Here is a 23,048-nt window from a genome sequence, read left to right as displayed (position 1 = left end):
CACAATGATCGCGCACTTTGCCCCCTTAGCGGCAAAGGAGAGCGCCACCTGCAGGAGAATAACGAATGCCATCACTCAGTAAAGAAGCCGCCCTTGTCCATGAGGCGCTGGTCGCGCGCGGGCTGGAAACCCCACTGCGTCCGCCAGTCGATCTGGACAACGAAACTCGCAAACGTCTTATTGCCGGACACATGACCGAGATCATGCAACTGTTAAATCTCGATCTGAGCGATGACAGTTTGATGGAAACGCCGCATCGTATCGCCAAAATGTACGTTGACGAGATCTTTTCCGGCCTCGACTACGCTAATTTCCCGAAGATCACCGTCATTGAGAATAAAATGCAGGTGGATGAGATGGTTACCGTGCGCGACATCACGCTGACCAGCACCTGTGAGCACCACTTCGTCACCATCGACGGCAAGGCGACCGTAGCCTATATCCCGAAAGATGCAGTGATTGGTCTCTCGAAGATCAACCGTATTGTGCAGTTCTTTGCCCAGCGTCCGCAGGTGCAGGAGCGCCTGACGCAGCAGATCCTCACCGCGCTGCAAACGCTGCTCGGCACAAACAATGTGGCCGTCTCTATTGATGCGGTACACTACTGCGTGAAAGCGCGCGGCATTCGTGATGCTACCAGTGCAACCACTACCACCTCGCTGGGTGGGCTGTTTAAATCCAGCCAGAATACGCGCCAGGAGTTTCTGCGCGCCGTGCGTCACCCATAACCGATCCCGTCATTGACGCGCAGAGGCGACGCCATGGAACGAAACGTTACGCTGGATTTCATTCGCGGCGTCGCCATCCTCGGTATTCTGCTGCTTAATATCAACGCCTTTGGCCTGCCAAAGGCGGCCTATCTTAACCCGGCCTGGTATGGCGACATCACCCTGCGCGATGCCTGGACCTGGGCAGTGCTCGATCTCTTTGCTCAGGTTAAATTCCTCACCCTGTTTGCGCTGCTGTTTGGCGCGGGGCTACAGCTGCTGCTCGCCAAAGGCAAACGCTGGATCCAGGCGCGGCTTACTCTACTGGTGCTGCTGGGCTTTATTCACGGCCTGCTGTTCTGGGACGGCGATATTCTGCTGGCCTACGGGCTGATTGGGTTAATCAGCTGGCGGCTGGTGCGCGACGCGCCGGGAATAAAGAGCCTGTTTAACACCGGTATCATGCTCTATCTGGTTGGCATTGGCGTGCTGCTGCTGCTGGGCTTTATCTCCGGCAATCAGACCAGCCGCTCATGGATACCCGATACGGCAAATCTTCAGTATGAGTACTGGTGGAAGACCAACGGTGGTTATGAAGCCATCAGCAACCGGGCGGATATGCTCTCTAACAGTCTGATTGCGCTGGGGGCGCAGTACGGCTGGCAGCTGGCGGGCATGATGCTGATGGGTGCGGCGCTGATGCGCAGCGGCTGGTTGAAAGGGCAGTTTAGCCTACGGCACTACCGTAAAACCGGGTTGCTGTTGATCCTTGCCGGCGTGGCGATCAACCTGCCGGCCATTGTTGCCCAGTGGCAGCTGGGCTGGTCGTACCGCTGGTGCGCCTTTTTGTTGCAGGCTCCGCGCGAGCTGGGGGCACCGCTGCAAACCATCGGCTATGCGGCGCTGGCCTATGGCTTCTGGCCGCAGATTTGTCGCTGGCGTATCGTGGTGGCGGTGGCCTGCGTAGGGCGGATGGCCCTGAGCAACTATCTACTCCAGACCCTGATCTGCACCACGATCTTCTATCGCTTCGGCCTGTTTATGCACTTTAACCGCTTACAGCTGCTGGCGTTTATTCCACCTATTTGGGCGGTGAATATTCTCTTCTCCGTGCTCTGGCTGCGTACTTTCCGCCAGGGGCCGGTGGAGTGGCTGTGGCGCAAGCTAACCGCCCGTGCGGCTGGTGTTTCACTCTCTCATACATCCAGATAACGATCTGGATCACAATCATTAACAAAACGGATGTAACCGTTTTCAGTGCTGTGACCTTCCTCACGTAGCGGCTCCGCTCCCCCTGCCAGAATAGCGCTCTTGCTAAACCCAGGGGGAAACTGTGAGCTGCTGCAATCTCAATCAGGAGGCCGGGCATGATTACCATTCGTGACGTGGCCCGTCGTGCGGGCGTTTCTGTCGCTACGGTCTCCCGCGTGCTTAACAATAGCGCGATGGTCAGTCCTGACACCCGTGAAGCGGTAATGAAAGCCGTGGCGCAGCTGGGCTACCGGCCCAACGCCAACGCCCAGGCGCTGGCGACCCAGGTCAGCGATACTATTGGCGTAGTGGTGATGGACGTTTCCGATGCCTTCTTTGGCGCACTGGTCAAGGCAGTAGACACCGTGGCCCAGCAGCATCAGAAGTACCTCCTGATTGGCAATAGCTATCATGAAGCGGAAAAAGAGCGTCACGCTATCGAGATCCTCATCCGCCAGCGCTGTAACGCCCTGATTGTTCACTCTAAAGCCTTAAGCGATGAAGAGCTGGCCGGTTTTATGGAGCAGATCCCCGGTATGGTGCTGATCAACCGCGTGGTTCCCGGCTATGCCCACCGCTGCGTTGCGCTGGATAACGTCAGCGGGGCGGTGATGGCCACCCGGATGCTGCTTGCTCAGGGGCACCAGCGTGTGGGCTATCTCGGCTCCAGCCACCGTATCGAAGATAACGATCTGCGTCAGCAGGGCTGGCGGCAGGCGCTGGCCGAGCAGGGCATTAATGCACCGGATGGCTGGGTAGGGGTAGGCGCGCCGGATATGCAGGGCGGTGAGGCGGCGATGGTTGAACTGCTTGGCCGGAATCTGCACCTCACCGCTGTCTTCGCCTATAACGACAGCATGGCCGCCGGAGCGCTGACGGCGCTGAAGGATAACGGCATCGCCGTACCGCAGCATCTCTCCCTTATAGGCTTCGACGATATTCCCATTGCCCGCTATACCGATCCGCAGCTGACTACGGTGCGTTATCCCATTGCATCCATGGCCCGGCTGGCTACCGAACTGGCGTTACAGGGAGCGGCGGGGACGCAGGATTTGGCCGCTACCCACTGCTTTATGCCGACCCTGGTGCGCCGCCATTCGGTAGCGCTGCGGCAAACTGTGGCTCCGATCACTAACTTATAACATAGCTGCATGTAACCGTTTTCAATCTGTGAGTAAATTCACAGTATCTTAACAATGCGCTGACTATGATGTCAGCGTTCCAGAGCCTGAAACATCATGTAATACAGGCCGTTCGGTCAGGCAGGATGCTTCGCAATGGACAATCAATAAAGCTTTTCTGGAGCGTTACCGTACACGGAAGACCCAATTTTTAGAGTGACCTTCGGCGACAGTAACGTTTCACTATTCTGCTGCCCGCCGATCTTTATTCACAAGAACTACCCTGCATAAACCGGAGATACCATGAATAAGAAGGTTTTAACTCTGTCTGCCGTAATGGCAAGCATGCTTTTTGGCGCGGCAGCACATGCGGCAGATACCCGTATTGGCGTGACCATTTATAAATATGACGACAACTTTATGTCGGTTGTGCGTAAAGCAATTGAGAAAGATGCTAAAGAGACGCCGGACGTTCAGCTGCTGATGAACGACTCGCAGAACGACCAGTCAAAACAGAATGACCAGATCGACGTTCTGCTGGCGAAGGGCGTTAAAGCGCTGGCGATTAACCTGGTTGACCCGGCAGCCGCAGGTACGGTTATCGAGAAAGCGCGCGGCCAGAACGTGCCGATCGTCTTCTTCAACAAAGAGCCATCCCGCAAGGCGCTGGATAGCTATGACAAAGCTTACTATGTTGGTACCGACTCGAAAGAGTCCGGCATTATTCAGGGCGACCTGATTGCTAAACACTGGGCGGCGAACCCGACCTGGGATCTGAACAAAGATGGTCAGATCCAGTTCGTACTGCTGAAAGGCGAGCCGGGCCACCCGGATGCTGAAGCGCGTACTACCTACGTTATCAAAGAGCTGAACGACAAGGGTGTGAAAACTCAGCAGCTGCAGCTGGATACCGCCATGTGGGATACCGCGATGGCGAAAGATAAGATGGATGCATGGCTCTCTGGCCCGAACGCCAACAAAATTGAAGTGGTTATCGCGAACAACGACGCCATGGCGATGGGTGCGGTAGAAGCCCTGAAGGCACACAACAAATCCGCTATTCCGGTATTCGGCGTTGACGCCCTGCCTGAAGCGCTGGCGCTGGTGAAATCTGGTGCGCTGGCCGGTACCGTGCTGAACGACGCTAACAACCAGGCGAAAGCGACCTTCGATCTGGCGAAAAACCTCGCTGACGGCAAAGGCGCAGCTGACGGCACCAACTGGAAGCTGGAAGAGAAAATCGTCCGTATCCCTTACGTAGGCGTGGATAAAGAGAACCTCTCTGAGTTCAGCAATAAATAATTAATTGTTCTGCTTTCACTGGGCGCATCTTGATGCGCCCTTTTATAACGCGATGTGCGAGGCCAACAAGGTATAATTATGGTCAGCGATACTACTCAGTCGTCAGGTGAATTCTTGTTGGAAATGAGCGGCATCAACAAGTCATTTCCCGGCGTTAAGGCACTCGATAACGTTAATTTAAAAGTGCGTCCACACTCTATTCATGCCCTGATGGGTGAAAACGGCGCAGGGAAATCAACGTTATTAAAATGCCTTTTTGGGATCTATCAAAAAGATTCCGGCAGCATTCTATTCCAGGGCAAAGAGATCGATTTTCATTCGACCAAAGAGGCGTTGGAAAACGGGATATCTATGGTGCATCAGGAGCTTAACCTGGTGCTGCAGCGGTCGGTGATGGACAACATGTGGCTGGGTCGTTACCCCACCAAAGGCGTGTTTGTCGATCAGGATAAAATGTATCGCGACACAAAGGCCATTTTCGACGAGCTGGATATCGATATCGATCCGCGCGCTCGCGTGGGAACCCTCTCCGTTTCGCAAATGCAGATGATCGAAATTGCGAAGGCGTTCTCCTATGATGCCAAAATTGTCATTATGGATGAACCAACCTCGTCGCTGACCGAAAAAGAGGTCAACCATCTGTTTAAAATTATCCGCAAGCTGAAAGAGCGCGGCTGCGGTATCGTCTATATCTCACACAAGATGGAAGAGATCTTCCAGCTTTGCGACGAGATCACCATCCTGCGTGACGGCCAGTGGATTGCCACCCAGCCGCTGGAAGGGCTGGATATGGACAAAATCATCGCCATGATGGTAGGGCGCTCGCTGAACCAGCGCTTCCCCGATAAGCAGAACAAGCCGGGGGAAGTGATTATGGAGGTGCGCAACCTGACCTCCCTGCGTCAGCCCTCCATTCGCGACATCTCATTTGACCTGCACAAGGGTGAAATTCTTGGCATTGCCGGGCTGGTAGGGGCCAAGCGTACCGATATCGTGGAGACCCTGTTTGGCATCCGTGAGAAATCGGGCGGCACCATTACCCTGCACGGAAAAACCATCAATAACCATACCGCCCACGAAGCGATTAACAACGGCTTTGCGCTGGTTACCGAAGAGCGGCGCTCGACGGGGATTTATGCCTATCTGGATATCGGTTTTAACTCATTAATCTCCAACATCCAGAACTATAAAAACAAAGTTGGTCTGCTGGATAACAGCCGCATGAAGAGTGACACCCAGTGGGTGATCGACTCGATGCGCGTGAAAACCCCAGGCCACCGTACGCAGATTGGATCGCTCTCTGGTGGTAACCAGCAGAAGGTCATCATTGGCCGCTGGCTGCTGACCCAGCCGGAGATCCTGATGCTGGATGAGCCTACGCGCGGTATCGACGTTGGGGCAAAGTTTGAGATCTATCAGCTGATAGCTGAACTGGCGAAGAAGGATAAGGGGATCATTATCATCTCCTCTGAAATGCCGGAGCTGTTAGGTATTACCGACCGTATTTTGGTTATGAGCAATGGCCTCGTTGCCGGAATTGTTGACACTAAAACGACAACGCAAAACGAAATTTTACGTCTTGCGTCTTTGCACCTTTAAGATCAGGGGCTTCTCATGAGTGCGCTAAATAAAAAGAGTTTTCTCACTTACCTGAAAGAGGGCGGTCTCTACGTCGTTCTTTTGGTGTTGCTGGCCATTATTATCTTCCAGGATCCGACGTTCCTGAGCCTGCTGAACCTCAGTAACATTCTGACCCAGTCCTCGGTACGTATTATCATTGCGCTGGGCGTAGCGGGCCTGATCGTTACCCAGGGGACCGACCTCTCCGCCGGACGCCAGGTTGGCCTCGCGGCGGTTGTCGCGGCAACGCTGCTTCAGTCGATGGAAAACGCCAACAAGGTGTTCCCTGAGATGGCGACCATGCCGATTATCGCGGTGATCGCTATCGTCTGCGTGATTGGCGCGATCATTGGTCTGGTGAACGGGATTATTATCGCCTATCTGAACGTGACGCCGTTTATCACCACGTTAGGTACGATGATCATCGTCTACGGTATCAACTCCCTCTACTATGACTTCGTGGGCGCATCGCCGATCTCGGGCTTCGACAGCGGTTTCTCGACCTTTACGCAAGGGTTTGTCGCGCTGGGCAGCTTCCGTCTCTCCTACATCACCTTCTACGCGCTGATCGCCGTGGCCTTTGTCTGGATCCTCTGGAACAAGACGCGCTTCGGTAAAAATATCTTCGCTATCGGTGGCAACCCGGAAGCGGCTAAGGTCTCCGGCGTTAACGTGGCGCTGAACCTGCTGATGATCTATGCCCTGTCCGGCGTCTTCTATGCCTTCGGCGGGATGCTGGAAGCGGGCCGTATCGGCTCGGCGACCAATAACCTTGGCTTTATGTACGAGCTGGATGCGATTGCCGCCTGCGTGGTGGGCGGGGTCTCCTTCAGCGGGGGTGTCGGTACGGTGCTCGGGGTAGTGACCGGGGTGATCATCTTTACCGTTATCAACTACGGTCTGACCTATATCGGCGTTAACCCGTACTGGCAGTACATCATTAAAGGCGGCATCATTATCTTCGCGGTGGCGCTGGACTCGCTGAAGTACGCGCGTAAAAAATAACCTTATCTTTTTTGTCTGCTTATCAAGGCCCGCCATACCGGCGGGCTTTTTTATTACGCACAGACATATTTTGCAATATTTAGCCGTAAGAATATATTTGCCGCTTCGCTGATATATATATTCTCCTATCTGCTTGATTTATCATTATAAGGAAAAATTATTCCTCTCAGAATGCTCCTGGTATGCTTCGCTGACGATATTTCCATGGATTTTTGACTTGAAGCCGGGGGAATTATGGCTACAGTTAAACATGCCTGACGGGGGAATAACTTCCCTCTATTTTTAACCAAAACTGTATGTGGAAGGAGTATATTATGGCCCAACAACATCGTGGCGGTTCAGGAAACTTTGCAGAAGATAAACAGCGTGCATCTGAAGCAGGCCGTAAAGGCGGGCAGCAGAGCGGTGGGAACTTTAAAAACGACCCGCAGCGCGCATCTGAAGCAGGTAAGAAAGGCGGTCAAAACAGTCACAGCGGTGGTCGTTCCTCCTGACCCGTGCAAACATATTTTATTTAATTAACGCCAGACCAATTAAATAAATATGCATTGACTGTCGGTGGCAATCCTGTAATGAAATTTACAGGATTGCCACAATCCTTTAAGGATCTATTTCGGCGAAATAACGAGGAATTTATTATGCCAGCGGTTAAAACACTTGAAGATCTATTTATTCACGAGCTTTCAGATATATACAGCGCAGAAAAACAGATTGCCCGAGCACTGCCGAAAATGGCCCGTGCGGCAACGTCAGAAAAACTGGTTGCTGCTTTTGAAACGCACCTGGAAGAGACCCGCGGGCAGATTGAACGAATTGACCAGATTGTCGAAGTGACTGAAGGTCTGCGCATTCGCCGTATGAAATGCCATGCTCTTGAGGGGCTGGTGGAAGAGGCCCAGGAGATCATTGACTCTGTTACCGCAGGCGAACTGCGTGACGAGGGGCTGATTGGCGCGGCGCAGAAGGTAGAGCACTACGAGATCGCCTCTTACGGTACTCTGCGTACCCTGGCACAGAAGCTGGGCTACACTGAAGCAGCTAAGCTGCTGGAAGAGACGCTGAACGAAGAGAAAGAGACCGACGTGAAGCTGACCGGCATCGCCGAAGGCAAAAAATAAGGAGACGTTATGCGTATCGATTACATTCTGAACGTTGAAAAAGACGATCCCTCTGAGTCCCCTGAATCGGGTGACAAAAAGCCTGAGAAGAAATAGCTCAGGCTCAGAGAATACCGGTCAGCCATGCTGGCCGGTTTTTATTTTGTGGCCGGAATGATAGAGATATGGCCGTTCTGCTCCAGAATGGCGTACTTGATATCCGCCAGCTTATCGATCCCCTGACCATTGCGGGCAAAAGCCATTATATCGTCGTAGGAGATATCTGCCTGCTTCATCTTGTTCTCAAGCAGTCGACCGTTTTCTACAAGGATCACCGGCGTGCCGTCGATGGTCGCCTCAACGCCAGGCAGATACCGCTTCAGATAGCCAAACAGCATATCCACTACCACCAGCGTAATAATAGTCAGTGCGGCGCCGGTAACGGAGAAATCATTGCCCAGCAGCGCCTGCTGCGTCGCCTCGCTGATAATGAGCAGTAAGATCAGATCGAAAGAGGTCATCTGCATTAGCGCCCGCCGTCCGGCAATCTTAAACACCACCATTAACACCAGATAGATGGCCAACGCTCTGAGAACCATTTCCATATTGCGCTCCTAAGGGTAGGTAAATTGCCAGAAAGAGAGAGGCGGGCCGTTGTTGACGGTGACGGTGCTTGTGCTGACGCCGGGCTGCTGTGGGAGCAGCCCCAGCCACACTTTTCCGCTGGACGACAGACTGCTGCGCTCGTACTCCAGCACCAGGCTGTCGCCCTGGCTCCAGGTTTTATCCGGCTGCGGCTGAAGCGTGTCGATCTTAAACGTCTGCATAAAATCGCCGCCCAGGGTGATGGTAAGGGTATCGCCGCTGGCCGCCGTAGTTGAAATCTCCATATCAACATCGCTCTGCTGGCGGTTAAAGCGCTCGTAGCTCAGGGTCAACGTATTGTCAGCGTTGCTGCGCTCAACGTGGCTAAAATGGCCGCGGGAAAAAAGACCGCTTAGGGCGGCCAGCACGATGAACAGCAACAGGAAAAAGCCAATCCGCCGTACGTTGGCTTCGAAACTTAACCAGACATGCTTCTCACGCACCGGCGGAGGATTCTGATCCGGGGGAGACGTTTTACGCATTATGCCACCCTGTTAACGTTATGCCTGCGGCTCTTCTTTAATGCCCATCGCCAGCACCTGCGCCGGATCGAACAGCGACAGGCTCTCAACCTCATCCAGCAGGATGACCTTGCGAAAATCGAGCGCCGACTGCGGCTCGGTGTCGAGGTTAATATTATGCTTGGCATACCAGGCGCTATAGTTGTTCTCAATATTGAGCTGGTGGGAGTGACGGTCCCGGTGGCCGCTCAGCATCGGGATCAGCTCAATATTTCTGACTTCGGTATCGTCAAGCGTTGCGCCATGGATCATACCGATATAGACCCGCTGCGACTTCAACGTGATCCACGCCAGCTGGCCCGTCTCCATACACTGGTAGAGCAGGCCCTCGACGCCGTTGCCGCGCGTCAGAAACTTATACAGCTGACGACGACTGTTGCTGTCGAGACGGGCGCTACCCGCCCAGTTGGAGCGGTAAAGGCAAAAGAGCGTGGCAAATGCCAGCATGATCACCACCGGAGCCTGGATGCCGAGGAAGCTCCAGTTCATGAAGGTCACCTGTAGCCGGTGCTCTTCAGAGCCAAACCATTGCGGTAGCGCATCCATGCCCATAGACGTGAACAGCAGCAGCAGCCACAGCAGGGCGGTGGCAATAATCCCCTGTAGCATGAAGATACAGCCGTAGAGAGCCACCAGGAAGTAGACGTCCCAACCAAAAGAGCGCCGTAGTTTGAAGCGGGTCGAGAGATCGCGGCTGGTATACCAGTAGCCGGAAACCATCAATACCATGAATATCGCTGTCGCCATCTTAAGCCCTCTTTAATGCTTCAACATGGCGGGTAAAATCCTCTTTTACGGCTTCGCTGCGGACGTTAACTCGCGCTCTGCCGTCTTCATCGATGATGATTCGCTCGCCGTCGTCGATCGATTCCTGAACGTTGCGGTGATCGGTCACCTGGAGCAGCTTTTCCGGACTGGTGAATAGATAGCTTAGTATTCTCACAATTAATAACCTCCTGTGTCAGTTACAGTATAGATGCCCTACGGGGGAGGTTAAGAAGTAGCGATATGTAACGGCAAGTGGCATATTTTACAAATTGAATCAAAAGAGGAGGGGTTATGCACGCTTATGTTCATCTGGGGATCGCGATTATTGCAGAGGTGATCGGTACGACGCTGATGCGCTATTCAGAAGGATTCACCAAACTTTGGCCGACGGCGGCAACGCTGGGCTGCTATGGGGTGGCGTTCTGGTTTCTCTCCCAGACCCTACAGTACATCCCTACCGGCATTGCCTATGCCATCTGGTCGGGAGTAGGGATCGTGTTGATTAGTGCCGCAGGGTGGATTTTCAGCGGTCAGAAGCTGGATCTGCCCGCTATTGGCGGAATGGCGCTGATCTGTGCTGGCGTACTGGTGATTAACCTCTTTTCCAAAAGTGTTGCGCACTAAAGTGTGAGCTAGTGCGGCCTGAATGCTCGATCTCACGAGGGGTTTAGCTATAGTTAAATTTTCTGCTGACATATGCCATGGAGAGGAGTATGTACTCATTCGTTGCGCGACAACCTATTTTCGACAAAAACATGGCGACCGTTGGCTGGGAGCTGCTGTTTCGTGACGGGCTGACCAATCGGTTTCCGGACGTCTCGTCTGAATATGCGACGAAGCAAATTATCTCCGATCTCTTCTTTTCAACGCCGCTGCCGTCGCTGGTGGGCAAACATGCCTGCTATATCAACTTTCCCGGTGAGATGGTTGTACAGGGCTTTGCCGATGCGTTGCCCCACGACAAGGTAGTCATTGAGATCCTGGAGACGGCAACGCCGGACGACGATCTACTGGCCGCCGTGCGCCGCCTCTATGCGGGCGGCTTCCAGATAGCGCTTGATGATTTTGCGCTAAAAAGCGAGTGGGAGCGCTTTTTCCCCTATATCAGCATTATCAAATTCGATATCCAGGCGCAAAGCTTTGATGAGATAGCGAGCTATGTGACGCAGAATCGCGATCGACTGGGCAAGGTTACGCTGCTTGCTGAAAAGGTCGAAACTCAAGAAGAGTTCGATAGATACAAGACCTTCGGCTTCGATCTCTTTCAGGGCTACTTCTACAGCAAGCCAGAGGTGCTGCAAAACAGGCGGCTATCGCAAAATAAGGTGTTACAGATCCAGCTTATTGCCGAGGTTAACGCGCAGAATCCCGACCTGGCGAAAATCGAAAACTATCTGAAGAGCGATATTAGCCTCTCCTACACCTTGATGCGCTACACCCGCAATGTGGTCTATAACACCCGTGGCATTGAGATGGTGAAAAATAGCACTCTTAAGGACACGCTGCTCTATCTGGGCTTTAACGAGCTGCGCCGCTTTGTCTCAATCTCCTGCCTGACCAGCATCGCCAACGTTAAGACCACTGAGCTGTATCATATGAGCCTGGTACGGGGCATGTTCTGCGAGCTGCTTGCTAAAGCGGCGGGGCGGGAGCCGCTCTCCCATGACGCTTTTTTCTGCGGGCTATTCTCGCTGCTGGACGCTATTCTCGGCATCGCGCTGGGGGATCTGGTTAAGCAGATCGCCCTGTCGGAGCGGGTTATGCAGGCCTTAACCGAGGACAAGGGGGTGCTCTATCCGTTCCTGCACCTGGCCCGCCTCTATGAACAGCAGCTGTGGGAGGAGGTGAACGCGGTGGCAAAAAATCTCGGTCTGGCTCCGGAAGCGGTAATAGAGACCATGAAGCGCGCCACCGCCTGGGCGGATAATATCGCCTTCTGAGCACTATTTTTTCGCTTTCGGCTGAATATCCAGCAGCTGCTCCGGCGTCACTGCCGGGTAGCCCTGGGCATCGTCCGGCACGTCCTGCAGGGACGAGATGGGCAGCAGCGGGCCGAGGAAGCGCGGCTCGCGTTTAAAGATATAGAGATCGGCCAGTGCGCCAAGACGTGCGCCAAACTCCCGCACCCGCACGGTCAGCATATCTTTCGGCGAGGGCACGGCATAGCACTGGGCCTGAATGCCCCGGTGCAGGGCGATAAACAGCGCACGCTCGCAGTGGAAGCGTTGGGTGATGATAATAAAGTCGTTGGCGTCGAACACCTTACGCGTTCTTACGATGGAGTCCAGAGTGCGGAAACCGGCGTAATCGAGCACGATATCCTGCGGGTCAACCCCGGCGGCAATCAGATCCTTACGCATGGTTACCGGCTCGTTATAGCTCTGCAGGGCGTTATCGCCGCTCAGCAGCAGGTAGTTCACCTTGCCGCTGTTATAGGCGTTCAGCGCCCCCTGAATGCGGTAGCGGTAATACTGATTGATCACCCCGGTGCGGTAGTACTTGGCGGTACCCAGCACCACTCCGACCTGACGATAGGGCAGGTCTTGCAAATCGTCGTAGATCCACGGGGAGGTTTTCCAGCTGATCCAGCGGTCGAGACCAAGCGCAGTTAACAGCAGCAAGCCGACAATGACTAACAGGCTGTATAACAAACGCTTTAACATGCAGATAGCTCGGTACAGGGATGAAATTTCATTCAGGCTACTTTACCCGCAGAGGAAGCGCAAGAATCAGCGATTCAACTGCGGCGATTTTCATCACAACCTTTTCATTGTGTTACGGGTTAAGCGTTAGCGGATTTACGACAGGCGCATCGCCTGCCGCATATCAGGCTGAAAGCGCTACACGCTCAACATAGCGGCAGCCCAGCGCTCGCAAGGTGGCGGAGGTGGCGTCCCACTGGGTCAGAGGCGCATCCGGGCGTTCAGCCAGCACGGCGCGACGCATATCCGGATAGTCGTAGCCGTTCAGGCTCAGCAGATTGAGCGCCCCCTGCAGCGGTGGCAGGGACGGGTTGAATGCGGCATTTTCCGCATAGCGACCGGCGAAAATCTGCCCGTTGCTCAGCTCGATGGCGACGCCGGAGGGGGCGTTGCTGTAAGGCGCATGACTCTGGTTAGCAGCGGTGATGGCCGCCTTGACCAGCTCTTCGCCCTCTACCGGGAAGCCGTGGTTCTCGTTATCCATCAGCAGGGTATTAATGTCGAGATCTTTAGGACCAAAAGCATCGGGCAGGTAGTCCGCCAGAGTATGCGGTGCCCGGCCCGGCAGGGCAATTCGCAGGTTGAGGCCGCTGTTCAGCTCGTTCATAAACTGGCGACAGTGGCCGCAGGGCGTATAGTTAACGGTGATGGCGACCAGGGATGTTTCGCCCCGCAGCCAGGCGTGGCTGATGGCGCTCTGTTCGGCGTGAACGGTCTGCTGCATGGTAGAGCCGATAAACTCCATATTGCCGCCGAAGTACCATGTGCCGCTCACGCCGCGGGCGATAGCGCCGACGTTAAAATGCGAGAGATCGGCCCGGGCGCAGGCGGCGGCCAGCGGCAGGAGCGCAAAGGCCAGCGCGTCTTCATCCAGTCCCGTGGCGCTTGTCAGCGCCTGCACCTGCGCCGCGCTCAGCATGGCGGGAAAATGGTCATCCGCAAGAATAGGTGCTAAAGCGGATTGCAGATCCTCCGCAAGGGTAGCGAAAGCCGAGTGAAAACGTGAATGCATGGCGTTGCCTCATAGCAGTGTAATGGGAGCCTAGTGTAAAGAGCACGAGGCGCTTTATATGTGATTCAAATCACACTGTATATGCAACTTATGAAATTCAAATTAAAAATGCGCGACGCATCGCAAATTTTAGCCCACCAGTGCGAGGATCAGCGGGAAGAGCAGGGGGGCAATCAGCGAGGTAATAATCCCGCAGATCACCAGCGCCAGCGAGCTGAACGCGCCTTCCTGATAGTCCAGCTCCGCGCAGCGCGCCGTGCCCAGAGCGTGAGACGCCGTACCCATCGCCAGGCCGCGCGCCGCTTTGGTACGAATGCGCATCAGATTAAGCAGGGTATGGCCAAACACTGCCCCGAGGATGCCGACAAAGATGACGCAGACCGCGCTAATGGCCGGAATACCGCCGATGCTGCCACCTACCGCCATGGCGATCGGTGTAGTGACCGATTTTGGCAGTATCGAGGCGGCGATCTCCGGCGAGGCGCCCATCAGCAGAGCGATAGTGGTGCCGGTGACCATCGCCACCACGCTGCCGACAAAGCAGATGGTGATGATCGATTTCCAGCGGGCGCGGATTTGATGCAGCTGCTCGTAGAGCGGGTAGGCCAGCGCCACCACGGCGGGCTGGAGCAGATCGTTAAGAATTTTGCTGCCCGCGAAATAGCGCGAGTAGGGGATGCCGGTCAGTAGCAGGAAGGGGATCAGCACCACCATCGCCACCAGCAGCGGGTTGAGCAGGGGCATCCTGAAGCGTGCTGCCAGCTTGCGGGCCGCAAAGAAGACCGCCAGAGTCAGCGGTAGCGACCACCAGATATTCTCTATCACGGTTTTGCTCCTTTCTCACTCGTCACCTTGCGCTCGCCGTGGACCAGGTGCGAACTCCAGCTCACCACCAGGAAGACAACGAGAGTACTGATCGCGCAGGAGACTACTACCGGACCAAACTGCGCCCGCAGCACGTCGTAGTACTGCATGACGCCAACACCGATGGGCACAAACAGCAGCGCCATATAGCGGATCAGCACGTAGCAGCCGGGATTAACCCATTTTGCCGGCAGGATTTGCAGCGCCAACAGGAAGAACATGATCAACATGCCGATAATGCTGCCGGGGATGGTAATGGGCAGCAGAGAAGAGATAGCGATCCCGGCATACAGGCAGGCATAAATTAGCGCAAAGGCGCGAAGATACTGCCAGATAACGATCAACGATTTAGACATGGTTCAAGCCTCTGATGAAACGCATTCATCATACAATTGATTCGATAACTGTGCTATCGATCACATCATGAATTGTGAGCATACCAAATATTCCCTAATGGAACGTCAGTCATTCATACAAGATTAGGCGTAAACCGCGCGATAAAGCCCCTTTCACCTGTGCCCCAGAGGCGCTACCATACGCGCCTCTTTTCTGACGGGTAACGTTATGCGTGTATTACTGGCACCAATGGAAGGCGTGCTCGATTCGCTGGTGCGCGAGCTGCTGACCGGGGTAAATGATTACGATCTCTGCATCACCGAGTTTCTACGCGTGGTCGATCAGCTGCTGCCGGTAAAATCGTTCTATAAAATCTGTCCGGAGCTGCACCGTCAGAGCCGCACGCTCAACGGCACCCCGGTGCGGATCCAGCTGCTGGGCCAGTACCCACAATGGCTGGCGGAGAACGCCGCCCGCGCCGTAGAGCTAGGCTCGTACGGGGTCGATCTCAACTGCGGCTGTCCGTCGAAGCTGGTGAACGGCAGCGGCGGTGGCGCGACGCTACTCAAAGATCCTGAGCTTATCTACCGCGGCGCAAAGGCGATGCGCGAAGCCGTGCCCGCCTCGCTGCCGGTGACCGTTAAAATACGCCTTGGCTGGGACAGCGGCGCGCGGCAGTTTGAGATTGCCGACGCGGTACAGCAGGCGGGGGCCACTGAACTGGTGGTCCATGGCCGCACCAAAGAGGATGGCTATAAGGCAGAGCGCATCAACTGGCAGGCGATCGGCGAGATCCGCAAGCGGTTGGCTATCCCGGTGATTGCTAACGGCGAGATTTGGGACTGGCAGAGCGCGCAGGATTGTCTGGCGGCCACCGGCTGCGACGCGGTGATGATTGGCCGCGGTGCGCTGAACGTACCTAACCTCAGCCGGGTGATCAAATATAACGCGCCGCGTATGCCCTGGCCGGAGGTGGTGGGTCTGCTTCAGCACTATAGCCAGCTGGAGAAGCAGGGCGATACCGGGATGTACCACGTGGCGCGCATCAAGCAGTGGCTGGGCTATCTACGCAAGGAGTATGCGGAGGCCGACGGCCTGTTCAGCCAGATCCGTACCCTGAAGCGTTCAGCGGAGATTGCGATTGCCATTGAGGCTGCCGCTAATCATATGCTGCAAGAATAGATTCATTCATGCTATTGATATAGTGAATATTTTTCCGGCTGTGTCTTTTTATGACCGGCTGTGTTTTGCCACGCTTACCTAAAAAACCAGCTAAAAGTGTGTGTACTCTGCAACGCCCTGGTTTGACAGAGCGTGTCTATGAGTCGTCCCTTTATTACCGCCGCTGTAGCGTATTTCCCACTGGTACTGATCCTCAGCGGGTGTGCGCCAATGCACGACAGCGTTACCCCCTTAAAAGAGCACGCCCCGGCAGCGGCGGCTACCGATAGCTTACCTCCGGCGCTCGCCGCCAGCTGGCCGCAGAGCCAGTGGTGGCAGGCATATCACGATCCCCAGCTTAACGCTCTGATTGAGCGCGCTCTTGCACAGGCTCCAGATATGCAGGTTGCAGAGCAACGGATCCATCTCGCCGAAGCGCAGGCCCAGCGCGTCGCCGCCAACGATGGCCCGGAGGTCGATTTTTCCGCCGACGTCGAGCGGCAGCGTATGTCCGCCGAGGGGCTGATGGGACCGTTTGCCATAACCGATCCCGCTGCCGGGACAACCGGCCCGTGGTATACCAACGGCACCTTTGGCTTAACTGCCGGTTGGGATCTGGATCTGTGGGGTAAAAATCGCGATGAGGTGGCCGCCCGCATTGGCGACGTTCGCGCCCATGAAGCCGAGCGGCAGCAGACGCGACAGCTGCTGGCCACCAGCGTGGCGCGACTCTACTGGCAATGGCAAACCGAGGCCGCTGTCGATCGGGTGCTGGATGAGATCCAGCGCGACCAGCAGACCATCGTTGCCGCCGACCGCCAGCTTCATCAGGCGGGTATTACCTCCTCGGTGGCGGACGCCGAAAACAGCATCGACGAAGAGAAGACCCGCCAGCAGCAGAGCGAGGCCAGGGGTAAAATGCGGGTGATTGAGGCACGTCTGGTGGCATTGACGGACAGCAGCGCGGCCACGCTGCATCTGGAGCCAGTCGGGTTGCCGAAAGTTGAAGACAAGATGCCTCCACGGCTGGGCTACGATCTGCTGGCTCGTCGCCCGGATCTGCAGGCGGCGCACTGGTATATTGAGTCCTCTCTCAGCAGCGTAGAGGCGGCGAAGGCAGCCTTCTATCCAGATCTTAACCTCATGGCGTTTCTCCAGCAGGATGCCCTGCATCTGAGCGATCTCTTTCGCCATTCGGCCCAGCAGATGGGCGTTACCGGTGGGCTGACGCTGCCGATCTTCGACAGTGGTCGGCTGAATGCCAGCCTGAACATTGCTGAAGAGGAGCATAACCTCTCTGTCGCCAGCTACAACAAGGCGGTGGTGAATGCGGTCAACGAGGTAGAGAAAGCGGCAGTACAGGTCGAGACCCTGGCGGAGGAGAATCAGCGCCAGCGGCAGATCGAGCAGGATGCTGGACGCATCGTTGCGTTAGCTGAAGCGCGCTTTAAGGTGGGGATTATTCCCGGCATGCGGGTCAGTCAGAGCCGGCTGCCGCTGCTTCAGGAGCAGATTAACGGTATTGCCCTGCACGGTCAGTGGCTGGATGCCACCCTGCAGCTCACCTCCGCGCTGGGCGGGGGATATCATCAGGGGTAAAATTTAAGCTTTGTTTGCGAGGCGCAATAAACAGGCGTATATTTGAGCTATAAGTCTCATACATATTCAGTTAGTCGGTGAAGGCTATGTCAGCTAAAGAAGATAAAGTCAGGCATCAGCGTGAGTATCAACAGCGAGTGGAGGCCGTTCGTAACGGTCAGGCATCGGGGCGTGTAATACAGCAACGCCCTGATGGTATCGTGCCTGCTAAAAGCGGACGTAGCGTCTCTTTTTTCTGAAATCCACTAGCCATCCCATCTTACCAGATAGAGTAATGTTAAAATCAGCTCATCTTAACAGGTGAGCTTTTTTATGACCAAAATGGTGATACCCCCTGAAAATCAGCTGGTTATGCTTAACCGTTATCTGATTGATAATGCGGATCAGCTTCCTTCTCCTGTCATAACCGTAGGTGGACAAGCCGTTATGTATTGGTATGCCACTTACATGGATTTTTATCCCGACCAGCCGGATATGACATTTATCACATCAATTGACGTTGACTATGTAGCGAAAAAAGAAGGGGCGGAAGCTATTGCGAAAATATTCAACGTTGATAGCAAAATGCAGGAAATATTTAATCCGCCGTCTATCGCTGTATTTAATCTGATAGACAAAGATACCGGGAAGGTAAAAGAAAATGCGCAGGGGCAATTTCTGAATGACCAACTTAACGAGGCAAATATAGTCGATATTATCGACCGACCCTCTGGTTTCGAGCATGATGATTTTACAGGTGACAAGCTTTTTCTCAATACCGAACCATTTTTAGTTATGCCAGATCGACATGGCGCAGCAATGAGTCACGACTTTGTCAGAGTGTTAAATCCTGTGGCGTGTATCCTGTCTCGTCTATCAAACGCAACCGTACCAATGGGTAAAGACAGATTTACTGAGGCGATGCGTATCAAAGTGTTGGCGCTTCCGGCATTCAACTTTTTACTGGAAAAATTACAAAGTTTACCCTTTAGGGAAGCAAGAAAATATGTTGATTATTTTAGTACAATAATATGGCGACGCGAATTTCGGCGCTTTCAAGTAGAGTACAGCATACCCCTTTATGTCATTCTTGCACATCTGGTGAAGGAGCTTGCTAAATCGCCGGGGGATTATGTATTACCGCAGTTTTATCTTAATGAGCTGCCGAGAAAGGTTATGTTTCTTGAGCAAGAGTATTATCGTTATCAAAAGTTAGCGGCGGATACCATTTAGAACTTATAGCTCAGTTAACAATTATGCTTATGTATGCCCCCTTACGGGGGCCATGTTCACGCGAACACCTTAGAAAATCATCTTAAACACGCCGGTTACCACCAACAGCCCAATCAGAAAAATAATCAAAATAGCCCAAAGTAAAATTTTCATCGTCGTGTCCTTTTGTTGTGACGTCTTACTGATGCCTCTGAAAGCATAGGCAATTATCTGCCGTTTTGCCTGGCGGAAGCAGAAAATGGCCTCAGCCCTTGCGATAGCCGGGAACTCTCTATACTTACTGTTCAGCTTTTTCGCGTTCTACCCTTATCACTTCTTTTTACGGAGGTTCTTATGGGCACGACAAACAAGGTTGCCATCGTCACGGCATCGGATTCAGGTATCGGCAAGCAGTGCGCGCTGGTGCTGGCTAAGCAGGGATATGACATTGGGATCACCTGGCACTCGGACGACAAAGGAGCGAAAGCAACTGCTGAGGCCGTCGCCTCGCTGGGCCGTCGCGCCGAAATGGTCCAGCTCGATCTCAGTAACCTGCCCGACGGTGCGCAGGCCATTCAAACGTTGATCGACAAGTTCGGGCGCATCGACGTGCTGGTTAATAACGCCGGGGCGATGAGCAAAGCCCCGTTTCTGGAGATGGAGTTCAAAGAGTGGCGCACCGTCTTCACCGTAGACGTTGACGGCGCATTCCTGTGCGCGCAGATCGCTGCCAGAAAAATGGTGGAGCAGGGCGAGGGCGGGCGCATTATCAATATCACCTCCGTGCATGAGCACACCCCGCTGCCGGATGCCAGCGCCTACACCGCCGCTAAGCACGCCCTCGGCGGCCTGACCAAGTCGATAGCAATGGAGCTGGTGCAGCACAAGATCCTGGTGAACTCGGTTGCGCCGGGGGCAATCGCCACCCCGATGAACGACATGAAGGATGAGGATGTCGAGGAAGGCTCAATGCCAAACATTCCTCTGGCCCGGCCGGGCAGAACCCAGGAAATTGCCAGCCTGGTCGGCTGGCTCAGCTCTGAGGATGCCAGCTACACCACCGGCCAGTCATTTATCGTTGACGGCGGCTTTATGTTGGCCAACCCGCAATTTAAGCCTCAGTAAGCGCAGGCGGGAGAGGTTACTCTCCCGCCTCTCTATTTTTTGCCAGCCAGCGTTTAATCACCGCCCGCAGCACAAAGGCGAGAACGATCGCCAGGATCAGCCATATCCAGTGCTTCAGATGTTGATCAAGGGCATGCAGCCACGGACCCACCACCTCACCACCGACGTAGCCCAGGGTAGTAAAGATCAGCGCCCAGACGATAGCACCCACAATATTGAGCGGCAGAAAGAGGCGTGGCGGCAGGCCGCTTGAGCCAATCAGCAGCGGGCCAATGATGCGAAAGCCATACATAAAGCGGGTGCCAATCACGAACAGCCAGGGGCGTTTGTTGATTAAACGCTGGGCGCGATCGATCTTAGCCTGATGGCGCGAAAAGTGGCTGAGTACACGATCCCCGAGACGGCGGCCAAGCAGGTAGAGCAGCTGATCGCCAATCATCCCACCCAGCGCGACCGCCACGACCACCAGCCAAAAGCGCAGCAGGCCCTGATGCGCCGCCACGCCGCCGAGCAGGGTAATGGTTTCACCTTCCGCCATGCTGCCAACCACCAGCGCGGCGTAACCATACTGCGCAATCAGGTTGTTGATATCCATGCGTATTACGTCTCCTCCAGACGAAAAAGGTTGTTTAAGCATAGCTCTTGTGAATACACAGCGGCCCCGGACGGCAGCAGACCCGGTCCATTAGCCCAAAAAATAAGCAGAAGTGCATTATACTAAAGACGTAGTTATCTGGGCTGACAGCAAGGGGGCGTTATGAACCATGTCTGGGGACTCCTGTCCCATCCCGATCGTGAAATGAAGGTGATCAGAGGCGAAAACGAAACGGTTTCGCATCATTATACCCACCACGTTCTGCTGATGGCGGCCATCCCGGTTGTCTCCGCATTCATCGGTACCACTCAGCTTGGCTGGCACTTTGGGGAAGGCGTCTTCTCAAGGCTGTCACTTACCACGGCGCTGTTACTTGGCATTCTTTTCTATGGTCTGATGCTGGCTGGCGTGGCGGTGATGGGGCGGGTTATCTACTGGATGGCGCGTAACATTCCGCAGCGGCCATCGCTTGCCCGCTGCATGGTCTTTGCTGGCTATGTTGCAACGCCGCTCTTCTTAAGCGGTCTGGTGGCGCTCTACCCGCTGGTCTGGCTCTGCGCACTGGTGGGAACGGTGGCGCTGTTCTATACCGGTTATCTGCTCTACGTTGGTATCCCGACCTTCCTGAATATTAACCAGGAGGAGGGGCTGAGCTTCTCCAGTTCGACGTTAGCTATTGGCGTGCTGGTACTGGAGGTACTGCTGGCGCTGACGGTGATACTCTGGGGTTATGGCTATCGTCTGTTCTGAACCTGCCGCGATTGGCGCGTAACGTTCAGCAAACAATCTTCTCTGGCGACAACGCATGATGGCAGCTATCATGCGTTAGCCAGCCTTTGCCATTATTTGCCTGCAAAAGCGGTGTGCGTCATCACGCGCGTGAATAATCATCAGAAGTCTCACCATGCTGAAATGTCGAGTTTCCCTGTTAAGTCTTGCCTTGCTGCTGGCCGTCCCCGTCGCGCCCCAGGCGCTGGCAAAAACTGCTCCTGCCACCGCCGCTGCCCAGCCTGAGATTGCCTCCGGCAGCGCGATGATTGTCGACCTGCAAACCAATAAAGTGATCTACGCCAGCCATCCGGATCTGGTGCGGCCGATTGCCTCTATCACCAAGCTAATGACGGCAATGGTGGTGTTGGACGCCCGCCTGCCGCTGGATGAGCGCCTGAAGGTGGATATCAGCAAGACGGCGGAGATGCGCGGCATCTACTCCCGCGTGCGTCTGAACAGTGAGATCAGCCGTAAGAATATGCTGCTGCTGGCGCTGATGTCCTCGGAGAACCGCGCCGCTGCCAGCCTCGCCCATCACTATCCGGGCGGCTACGATGCGTTTATTCGGGCAATGAATGCGAAGGCAAAATCCCTGGGCATGGTGAATACCCACTTTGTGGAGCCGACCGGGCTGTCGATCCATAACGTCTCAACCGCGCGCGATTTGACAAAGCTGCTGATTGCCAGCAAGCAGTATCCGCTCATCGGCCAGCTCAGCACCACGCGCGAAGAGATGGCGACCTTCTCCAGCCCGGCCTACACCCTGCCGTTTCGCAATACCAACCACCTGGTCTATCGCGACAACTGGAATATTCAGCTGACCAAAACCGGCTTCACCAACGCCGCCGGGCACTGCCTGGTAATGCGTACGGTGATCAATAACAAACCGGTGGCGCTGGTGGTGATGGACGCCTTTGGCAAATATACCCATTTCGCCGATGCCAGCCGTCTGCGGACCTGGATTGAGACCGGTAAAGTCCAGCCTGTTCCGGCGTCGGCGTTGAGCTACAAACGCCAGAAGGCGGCCCAGATGGCAATCAATGCCACCGGCAGCGCGGCACAAACCGCGCAGAATGATTAATGAGTGATTAGCTACTCCGGCAGCGTCCAGTCTCCATCGTTGAGCGGACGCTGCATGATTAGCGTATCCCGCCAGTCGCCCTTCTTATAGCCAACGCTGCGCAGCTGTCCTACCACTTCAAAGCCGTGGCTCTTATGCAGGCGTAGCGAGCCTTCATTTTGATGGCCGTCGCCAATGACTGCCACCATCTGCCGCCAGGGACCCTCTTCACAGCGGGCAATCAGGGCTTGCATCAACGCGCTGCCGATCCGCCTTCCAGTCATAGTGGACTCAATGTAGATAGAGCATTCAAGGGTATAGCGATAGGCGTGACGCGGACGGTAGTGTCCAGCATAGCAGTAGCCCACAATGATGCCGCGATAGAGTGCCACTAGCCACGGCAGCCCCTCGCCGGTAATTTTCGCTATCCGCTGGCGCATTTCGTCAATAGTGGGAGGCACCTCCTCAAAGGAGGCGCGGCCATGCAGCACGTGCCAGGCGTAGATCGCTGAGATAGCGTGTACGTCGTCCGGCAAGGCGTCGCGGACTTCAACATCGGTTATGGCTAAAACATCAACAGCAGACATCGCTCTGC

The 23,048-nt window shown here is 54.9% G+C and carries 27 protein-coding genes; 16 read left to right on the top strand and 11 right to left on the bottom strand.

Translation table 11 applies throughout. From position 1 onward, the window contains the following. Positions 1-65 precede the first annotated feature (65 nt). From folE to RTN40_RS15720, 8 genes are all read left to right on the top strand, one after another. A complete protein-coding gene (folE, locus tag RTN40_RS15755) occupies positions 66-728 on the top strand; it encodes a GTP cyclohydrolase I FolE (protein WP_312229286.1) in 663 nt (220 codons plus the stop codon). A gap of 33 nt (positions 729-761) precedes the next feature. Beyond that, positions 762-1,919, top strand: coding sequence for a DUF418 domain-containing protein YeiB (yeiB, locus tag RTN40_RS15750; protein ID WP_312229285.1), 1,158 nt, complete (start codon positions 762-764; stop codon positions 1,917-1,919). Between the two features lie 140 nt (positions 1,920-2,059). Continuing rightward, positions 2,060-3,100 carry an HTH-type transcriptional regulator GalS gene (galS, locus tag RTN40_RS15745; RefSeq protein WP_312229386.1) on the top strand — a complete coding sequence of 347 codons (1,041 nt, stop codon included), beginning with the start codon at positions 2,060-2,062 and terminating at the stop codon, positions 3,098-3,100. A gap of 282 nt (positions 3,101-3,382) precedes the next feature. Further along, on the top strand, positions 3,383-4,381 hold the full coding sequence (gene mglB, locus RTN40_RS15740; RefSeq protein ID WP_312229284.1) for a galactose/glucose ABC transporter substrate-binding protein MglB: 999 nt from the start codon (positions 3,383-3,385) through the stop codon (positions 4,379-4,381). Between the two features lie 78 nt (positions 4,382-4,459). Continuing rightward, entirely contained in the window at positions 4,460-5,980 is a 1,521-nt protein-coding gene (gene mglA / locus RTN40_RS15735; protein ID WP_312213309.1) for a galactose/methyl galactoside ABC transporter ATP-binding protein MglA, read from the top strand. 15 nt (positions 5,981-5,995) lie between these two features. Then, complete coding sequence (gene mglC, locus RTN40_RS15730) at positions 5,996-7,006, top strand: galactose/methyl galactoside ABC transporter permease MglC (RefSeq protein WP_312213307.1); 1,011 nt, start codon at positions 5,996-5,998, stop codon at positions 7,004-7,006. A gap of 314 nt (positions 7,007-7,320) precedes the next feature. Beyond that, positions 7,321-7,500 (top strand): general stress protein, encoded by a 180-nt coding sequence (locus tag RTN40_RS15725; RefSeq protein WP_042389732.1) that lies wholly within the window; start codon positions 7,321-7,323, stop codon positions 7,498-7,500. Between the two features lie 144 nt (positions 7,501-7,644). Continuing rightward, on the top strand, positions 7,645-8,124 hold the full coding sequence (locus RTN40_RS15720) for a ferritin-like domain-containing protein (protein WP_312229283.1): 480 nt from the start codon (positions 7,645-7,647) through the stop codon (positions 8,122-8,124). A gap of 137 nt (positions 8,125-8,261) precedes the next feature. Here the strand turns inward: RTN40_RS15720 and RTN40_RS15710 are convergent, their stop codons facing one another. From RTN40_RS15710 to RTN40_RS15695, 4 genes are read right to left on the bottom strand one after another with little or no spacing between them, the layout of a single operon-like run. After that, on the bottom strand, positions 8,262-8,708 hold the full coding sequence (locus RTN40_RS15710) for a YetF domain-containing protein (RefSeq protein WP_312229282.1): 447 nt from the start codon (positions 8,706-8,708) through the stop codon (positions 8,262-8,264). Positions 8,709-8,717: 9 nt separating this feature from the next. Further along, complete coding sequence (locus RTN40_RS15705; protein ID WP_312229281.1) at positions 8,718-9,230, bottom strand: hypothetical protein; 513 nt, start codon at positions 9,228-9,230, stop codon at positions 8,718-8,720. Between the two features lie 18 nt (positions 9,231-9,248). Continuing rightward, positions 9,249-10,016: a hypothetical protein gene (locus tag RTN40_RS15700; RefSeq protein WP_312229280.1), complete on the bottom strand. Its 768-nt coding sequence runs from the start codon at positions 10,014-10,016 to the stop codon at positions 9,249-9,251. A 1-nt stretch (position 10,017) separates the two neighbouring features. Then, positions 10,018-10,215: a hypothetical protein gene (locus tag RTN40_RS15695; protein ID WP_312229384.1), complete on the bottom strand. Its 198-nt coding sequence runs from the start codon at positions 10,213-10,215 to the stop codon at positions 10,018-10,020. A 113-nt stretch (positions 10,216-10,328) separates the two neighbouring features. On the opposite strand from RTN40_RS15695, the gene RTN40_RS15690 reads away from it, so the two are divergent. Together RTN40_RS15690 and RTN40_RS15685 are read left to right on the top strand one after the other, a co-directional pair. Then, positions 10,329-10,661, top strand: coding sequence for an EmrE family multidrug efflux SMR transporter (locus tag RTN40_RS15690; protein ID WP_312229279.1), 333 nt, complete (start codon positions 10,329-10,331; stop codon positions 10,659-10,661). An 89-nt stretch (positions 10,662-10,750) separates the two neighbouring features. Next, positions 10,751-11,977, top strand: a complete 1,227-nt coding sequence (locus RTN40_RS15685) for an EAL domain-containing protein (RefSeq protein WP_312229278.1) — start codon at positions 10,751-10,753, stop codon at positions 11,975-11,977. Positions 11,978-11,980: 3 nt separating this feature from the next. On the opposite strand, the gene sanA is transcribed toward RTN40_RS15685, so the two are convergent. The 4 genes from sanA to RTN40_RS15665 form a co-directional block, all read right to left on the bottom strand. Next, positions 11,981-12,700, bottom strand: coding sequence for an outer membrane permeability protein SanA (sanA, locus tag RTN40_RS15680; protein WP_312229277.1), 720 nt, complete (start codon positions 12,698-12,700; stop codon positions 11,981-11,983). A gap of 163 nt (positions 12,701-12,863) precedes the next feature. After that, entirely contained in the window at positions 12,864-13,751 is an 888-nt protein-coding gene (gene cdd / locus RTN40_RS15675) for a cytidine deaminase (RefSeq protein WP_312229276.1), read from the bottom strand. Positions 13,752-13,880: 129 nt separating this feature from the next. Further along, positions 13,881-14,576, bottom strand: coding sequence for a CidB/LrgB family autolysis modulator (locus tag RTN40_RS15670; RefSeq protein ID WP_312229275.1), 696 nt, complete (start codon positions 14,574-14,576; stop codon positions 13,881-13,883). After that, positions 14,573-14,971: a CidA/LrgA family protein gene (locus RTN40_RS15665; protein ID WP_312229274.1), complete on the bottom strand. Its 399-nt coding sequence runs from the start codon at positions 14,969-14,971 to the stop codon at positions 14,573-14,575. Before RTN40_RS15665 ends, RTN40_RS15670 begins: the two co-directional genes overlap by 4 nt. Positions 14,972-15,179: 208 nt before the next feature. Between RTN40_RS15665 and dusC the strand changes: the two genes are divergently transcribed. From dusC to RTN40_RS15650, 3 genes are all read left to right on the top strand, one after another. Beyond that, the gene (dusC, locus tag RTN40_RS15660; protein WP_312229273.1) at positions 15,180-16,133 is read left to right on the top strand and encodes a tRNA dihydrouridine(16) synthase DusC; all 954 of its coding nucleotides are present in this window, start codon (positions 15,180-15,182) and stop codon (positions 16,131-16,133) included. 138 nt (positions 16,134-16,271) lie between these two features. Then, on the top strand, positions 16,272-17,711 hold the full coding sequence (gene mdtQ, locus RTN40_RS15655) for a multidrug resistance outer membrane protein MdtQ (RefSeq protein WP_312229272.1): 1,440 nt from the start codon (positions 16,272-16,274) through the stop codon (positions 17,709-17,711). A 312-nt stretch (positions 17,712-18,023) separates the two neighbouring features. Further along, the gene (locus RTN40_RS15650) at positions 18,024-18,923 is read left to right on the top strand and encodes a hypothetical protein (RefSeq protein WP_312229271.1); all 900 of its coding nucleotides are present in this window, start codon (positions 18,024-18,026) and stop codon (positions 18,921-18,923) included. 69 nt (positions 18,924-18,992) lie between these two features. Here the strand turns inward: RTN40_RS15650 and yohP are convergent, their stop codons facing one another. Next, positions 18,993-19,076 (bottom strand): small membrane protein YohP, encoded by an 84-nt coding sequence (gene yohP / locus RTN40_RS15645; protein ID WP_000698460.1) that lies wholly within the window; start codon positions 19,074-19,076, stop codon positions 18,993-18,995. 180 nt (positions 19,077-19,256) lie between these two features. Here yohP and RTN40_RS15640 point away from each other — a divergent pair, with 180 nt between their 5' ends. Then, on the top strand, positions 19,257-20,027 hold the full coding sequence (locus RTN40_RS15640) for an SDR family oxidoreductase (RefSeq protein ID WP_312229270.1): 771 nt from the start codon (positions 19,257-19,259) through the stop codon (positions 20,025-20,027). Positions 20,028-20,043: 16 nt separating this feature from the next. On the opposite strand, the gene RTN40_RS15635 is transcribed toward RTN40_RS15640, so the two are convergent. Then, positions 20,044-20,622 carry a DedA family protein gene (locus RTN40_RS15635; protein ID WP_312229269.1) on the bottom strand — a complete coding sequence of 193 codons (579 nt, stop codon included), beginning with the start codon at positions 20,620-20,622 and terminating at the stop codon, positions 20,044-20,046. Positions 20,623-20,784: 162 nt separating this feature from the next. Here RTN40_RS15635 and RTN40_RS15630 point away from each other — a divergent pair, with 162 nt between their 5' ends. Together RTN40_RS15630 and pbpG are read left to right on the top strand one after the other, a co-directional pair. Further along, positions 20,785-21,372: a Yip1 family protein gene (locus RTN40_RS15630; RefSeq protein WP_312229268.1), complete on the top strand. Its 588-nt coding sequence runs from the start codon at positions 20,785-20,787 to the stop codon at positions 21,370-21,372. 154 nt (positions 21,373-21,526) lie between these two features. Beyond that, positions 21,527-22,474 (top strand): D-alanyl-D-alanine endopeptidase, encoded by a 948-nt coding sequence (pbpG, locus tag RTN40_RS15625; protein ID WP_312229267.1) that lies wholly within the window; start codon positions 21,527-21,529, stop codon positions 22,472-22,474. An 11-nt stretch (positions 22,475-22,485) separates the two neighbouring features. Here the strand turns inward: pbpG and RTN40_RS15620 are convergent, their stop codons facing one another. Beyond that, positions 22,486-23,040, bottom strand: coding sequence for an N-acetyltransferase family protein (locus tag RTN40_RS15620; RefSeq protein ID WP_312229266.1), 555 nt, complete (start codon positions 23,038-23,040; stop codon positions 22,486-22,488). Between the last annotated feature and the right edge of the window lie 8 nt (positions 23,041-23,048).

It is taken from the genome of Pseudescherichia sp., from assembly GCF_031987975.1.
Classification (GTDB): domain Bacteria; phylum Pseudomonadota; class Gammaproteobacteria; order Enterobacterales; family Enterobacteriaceae; genus Pseudescherichia.
This window is presented reverse-complemented; position numbering and strand designations above follow the sequence as displayed.

Coding starts and splice junctions, on each gene's coding strand:
- RTN40_RS15725 (WP_042389732.1), top strand. CDS start 7,321: ATGGCCCAACAACATCGTGGCGGTTCAGGAAACTTTGCAGAAGATAAA.
- mglB (WP_312229284.1), top strand. CDS start 3,383: ATGAATAAGAAGGTTTTAACTCTGTCTGCCGTAATGGCAAGCATGCTT.
- folE (WP_312229286.1), top strand. CDS start 66: ATGCCATCACTCAGTAAAGAAGCCGCCCTTGTCCATGAGGCGCTGGTC.
- sanA (WP_312229277.1), bottom strand. CDS start 12,700: ATGTTAAAGCGTTTGTTATACAGCCTGTTAGTCATTGTCGGCTTGCTG.
- RTN40_RS15705 (WP_312229281.1), bottom strand. CDS start 9,230: ATGCGTAAAACGTCTCCCCCGGATCAGAATCCTCCGCCGGTGCGTGAG.
- mglC (WP_312213307.1), top strand. CDS start 5,996: ATGAGTGCGCTAAATAAAAAGAGTTTTCTCACTTACCTGAAAGAGGGC.
- RTN40_RS15650 (WP_312229271.1), top strand. CDS start 18,024: ATGACCAAAATGGTGATACCCCCTGAAAATCAGCTGGTTATGCTTAAC.
- pbpG (WP_312229267.1), top strand. CDS start 21,527: ATGCTGAAATGTCGAGTTTCCCTGTTAAGTCTTGCCTTGCTGCTGGCC.
- dusC (WP_312229273.1), top strand. CDS start 15,180: ATGCGTGTATTACTGGCACCAATGGAAGGCGTGCTCGATTCGCTGGTG.
- cdd (WP_312229276.1), bottom strand. CDS start 13,751: ATGCATTCACGTTTTCACTCGGCTTTCGCTACCCTTGCGGAGGATCTG.
- RTN40_RS15685 (WP_312229278.1), top strand. CDS start 10,751: ATGTACTCATTCGTTGCGCGACAACCTATTTTCGACAAAAACATGGCG.
- RTN40_RS15620 (WP_312229266.1), bottom strand. CDS start 23,040: ATGTCTGCTGTTGATGTTTTAGCCATAACCGATGTTGAAGTCCGCGAC.
- RTN40_RS15665 (WP_312229274.1), bottom strand. CDS start 14,971: ATGTCTAAATCGTTGATCGTTATCTGGCAGTATCTTCGCGCCTTTGCG.
- RTN40_RS15710 (WP_312229282.1), bottom strand. CDS start 8,708: ATGGAAATGGTTCTCAGAGCGTTGGCCATCTATCTGGTGTTAATGGTG.
- RTN40_RS15630 (WP_312229268.1), top strand. CDS start 20,785: ATGAACCATGTCTGGGGACTCCTGTCCCATCCCGATCGTGAAATGAAG.
- mglA (WP_312213309.1), top strand. CDS start 4,460: ATGGTCAGCGATACTACTCAGTCGTCAGGTGAATTCTTGTTGGAAATG.
- yohP (WP_000698460.1), bottom strand. CDS start 19,076: ATGAAAATTTTACTTTGGGCTATTTTGATTATTTTTCTGATTGGGCTG.
- mdtQ (WP_312229272.1), top strand. CDS start 16,272: ATGAGTCGTCCCTTTATTACCGCCGCTGTAGCGTATTTCCCACTGGTA.
- RTN40_RS15700 (WP_312229280.1), bottom strand. CDS start 10,016: ATGGCGACAGCGATATTCATGGTATTGATGGTTTCCGGCTACTGGTAT.
- RTN40_RS15720 (WP_312229283.1), top strand. CDS start 7,645: ATGCCAGCGGTTAAAACACTTGAAGATCTATTTATTCACGAGCTTTCA.
- yeiB (WP_312229285.1), top strand. CDS start 762: ATGGAACGAAACGTTACGCTGGATTTCATTCGCGGCGTCGCCATCCTC.
- RTN40_RS15635 (WP_312229269.1), bottom strand. CDS start 20,622: ATGGATATCAACAACCTGATTGCGCAGTATGGTTACGCCGCGCTGGTG.
- RTN40_RS15640 (WP_312229270.1), top strand. CDS start 19,257: ATGGGCACGACAAACAAGGTTGCCATCGTCACGGCATCGGATTCAGGT.
- RTN40_RS15690 (WP_312229279.1), top strand. CDS start 10,329: ATGCACGCTTATGTTCATCTGGGGATCGCGATTATTGCAGAGGTGATC.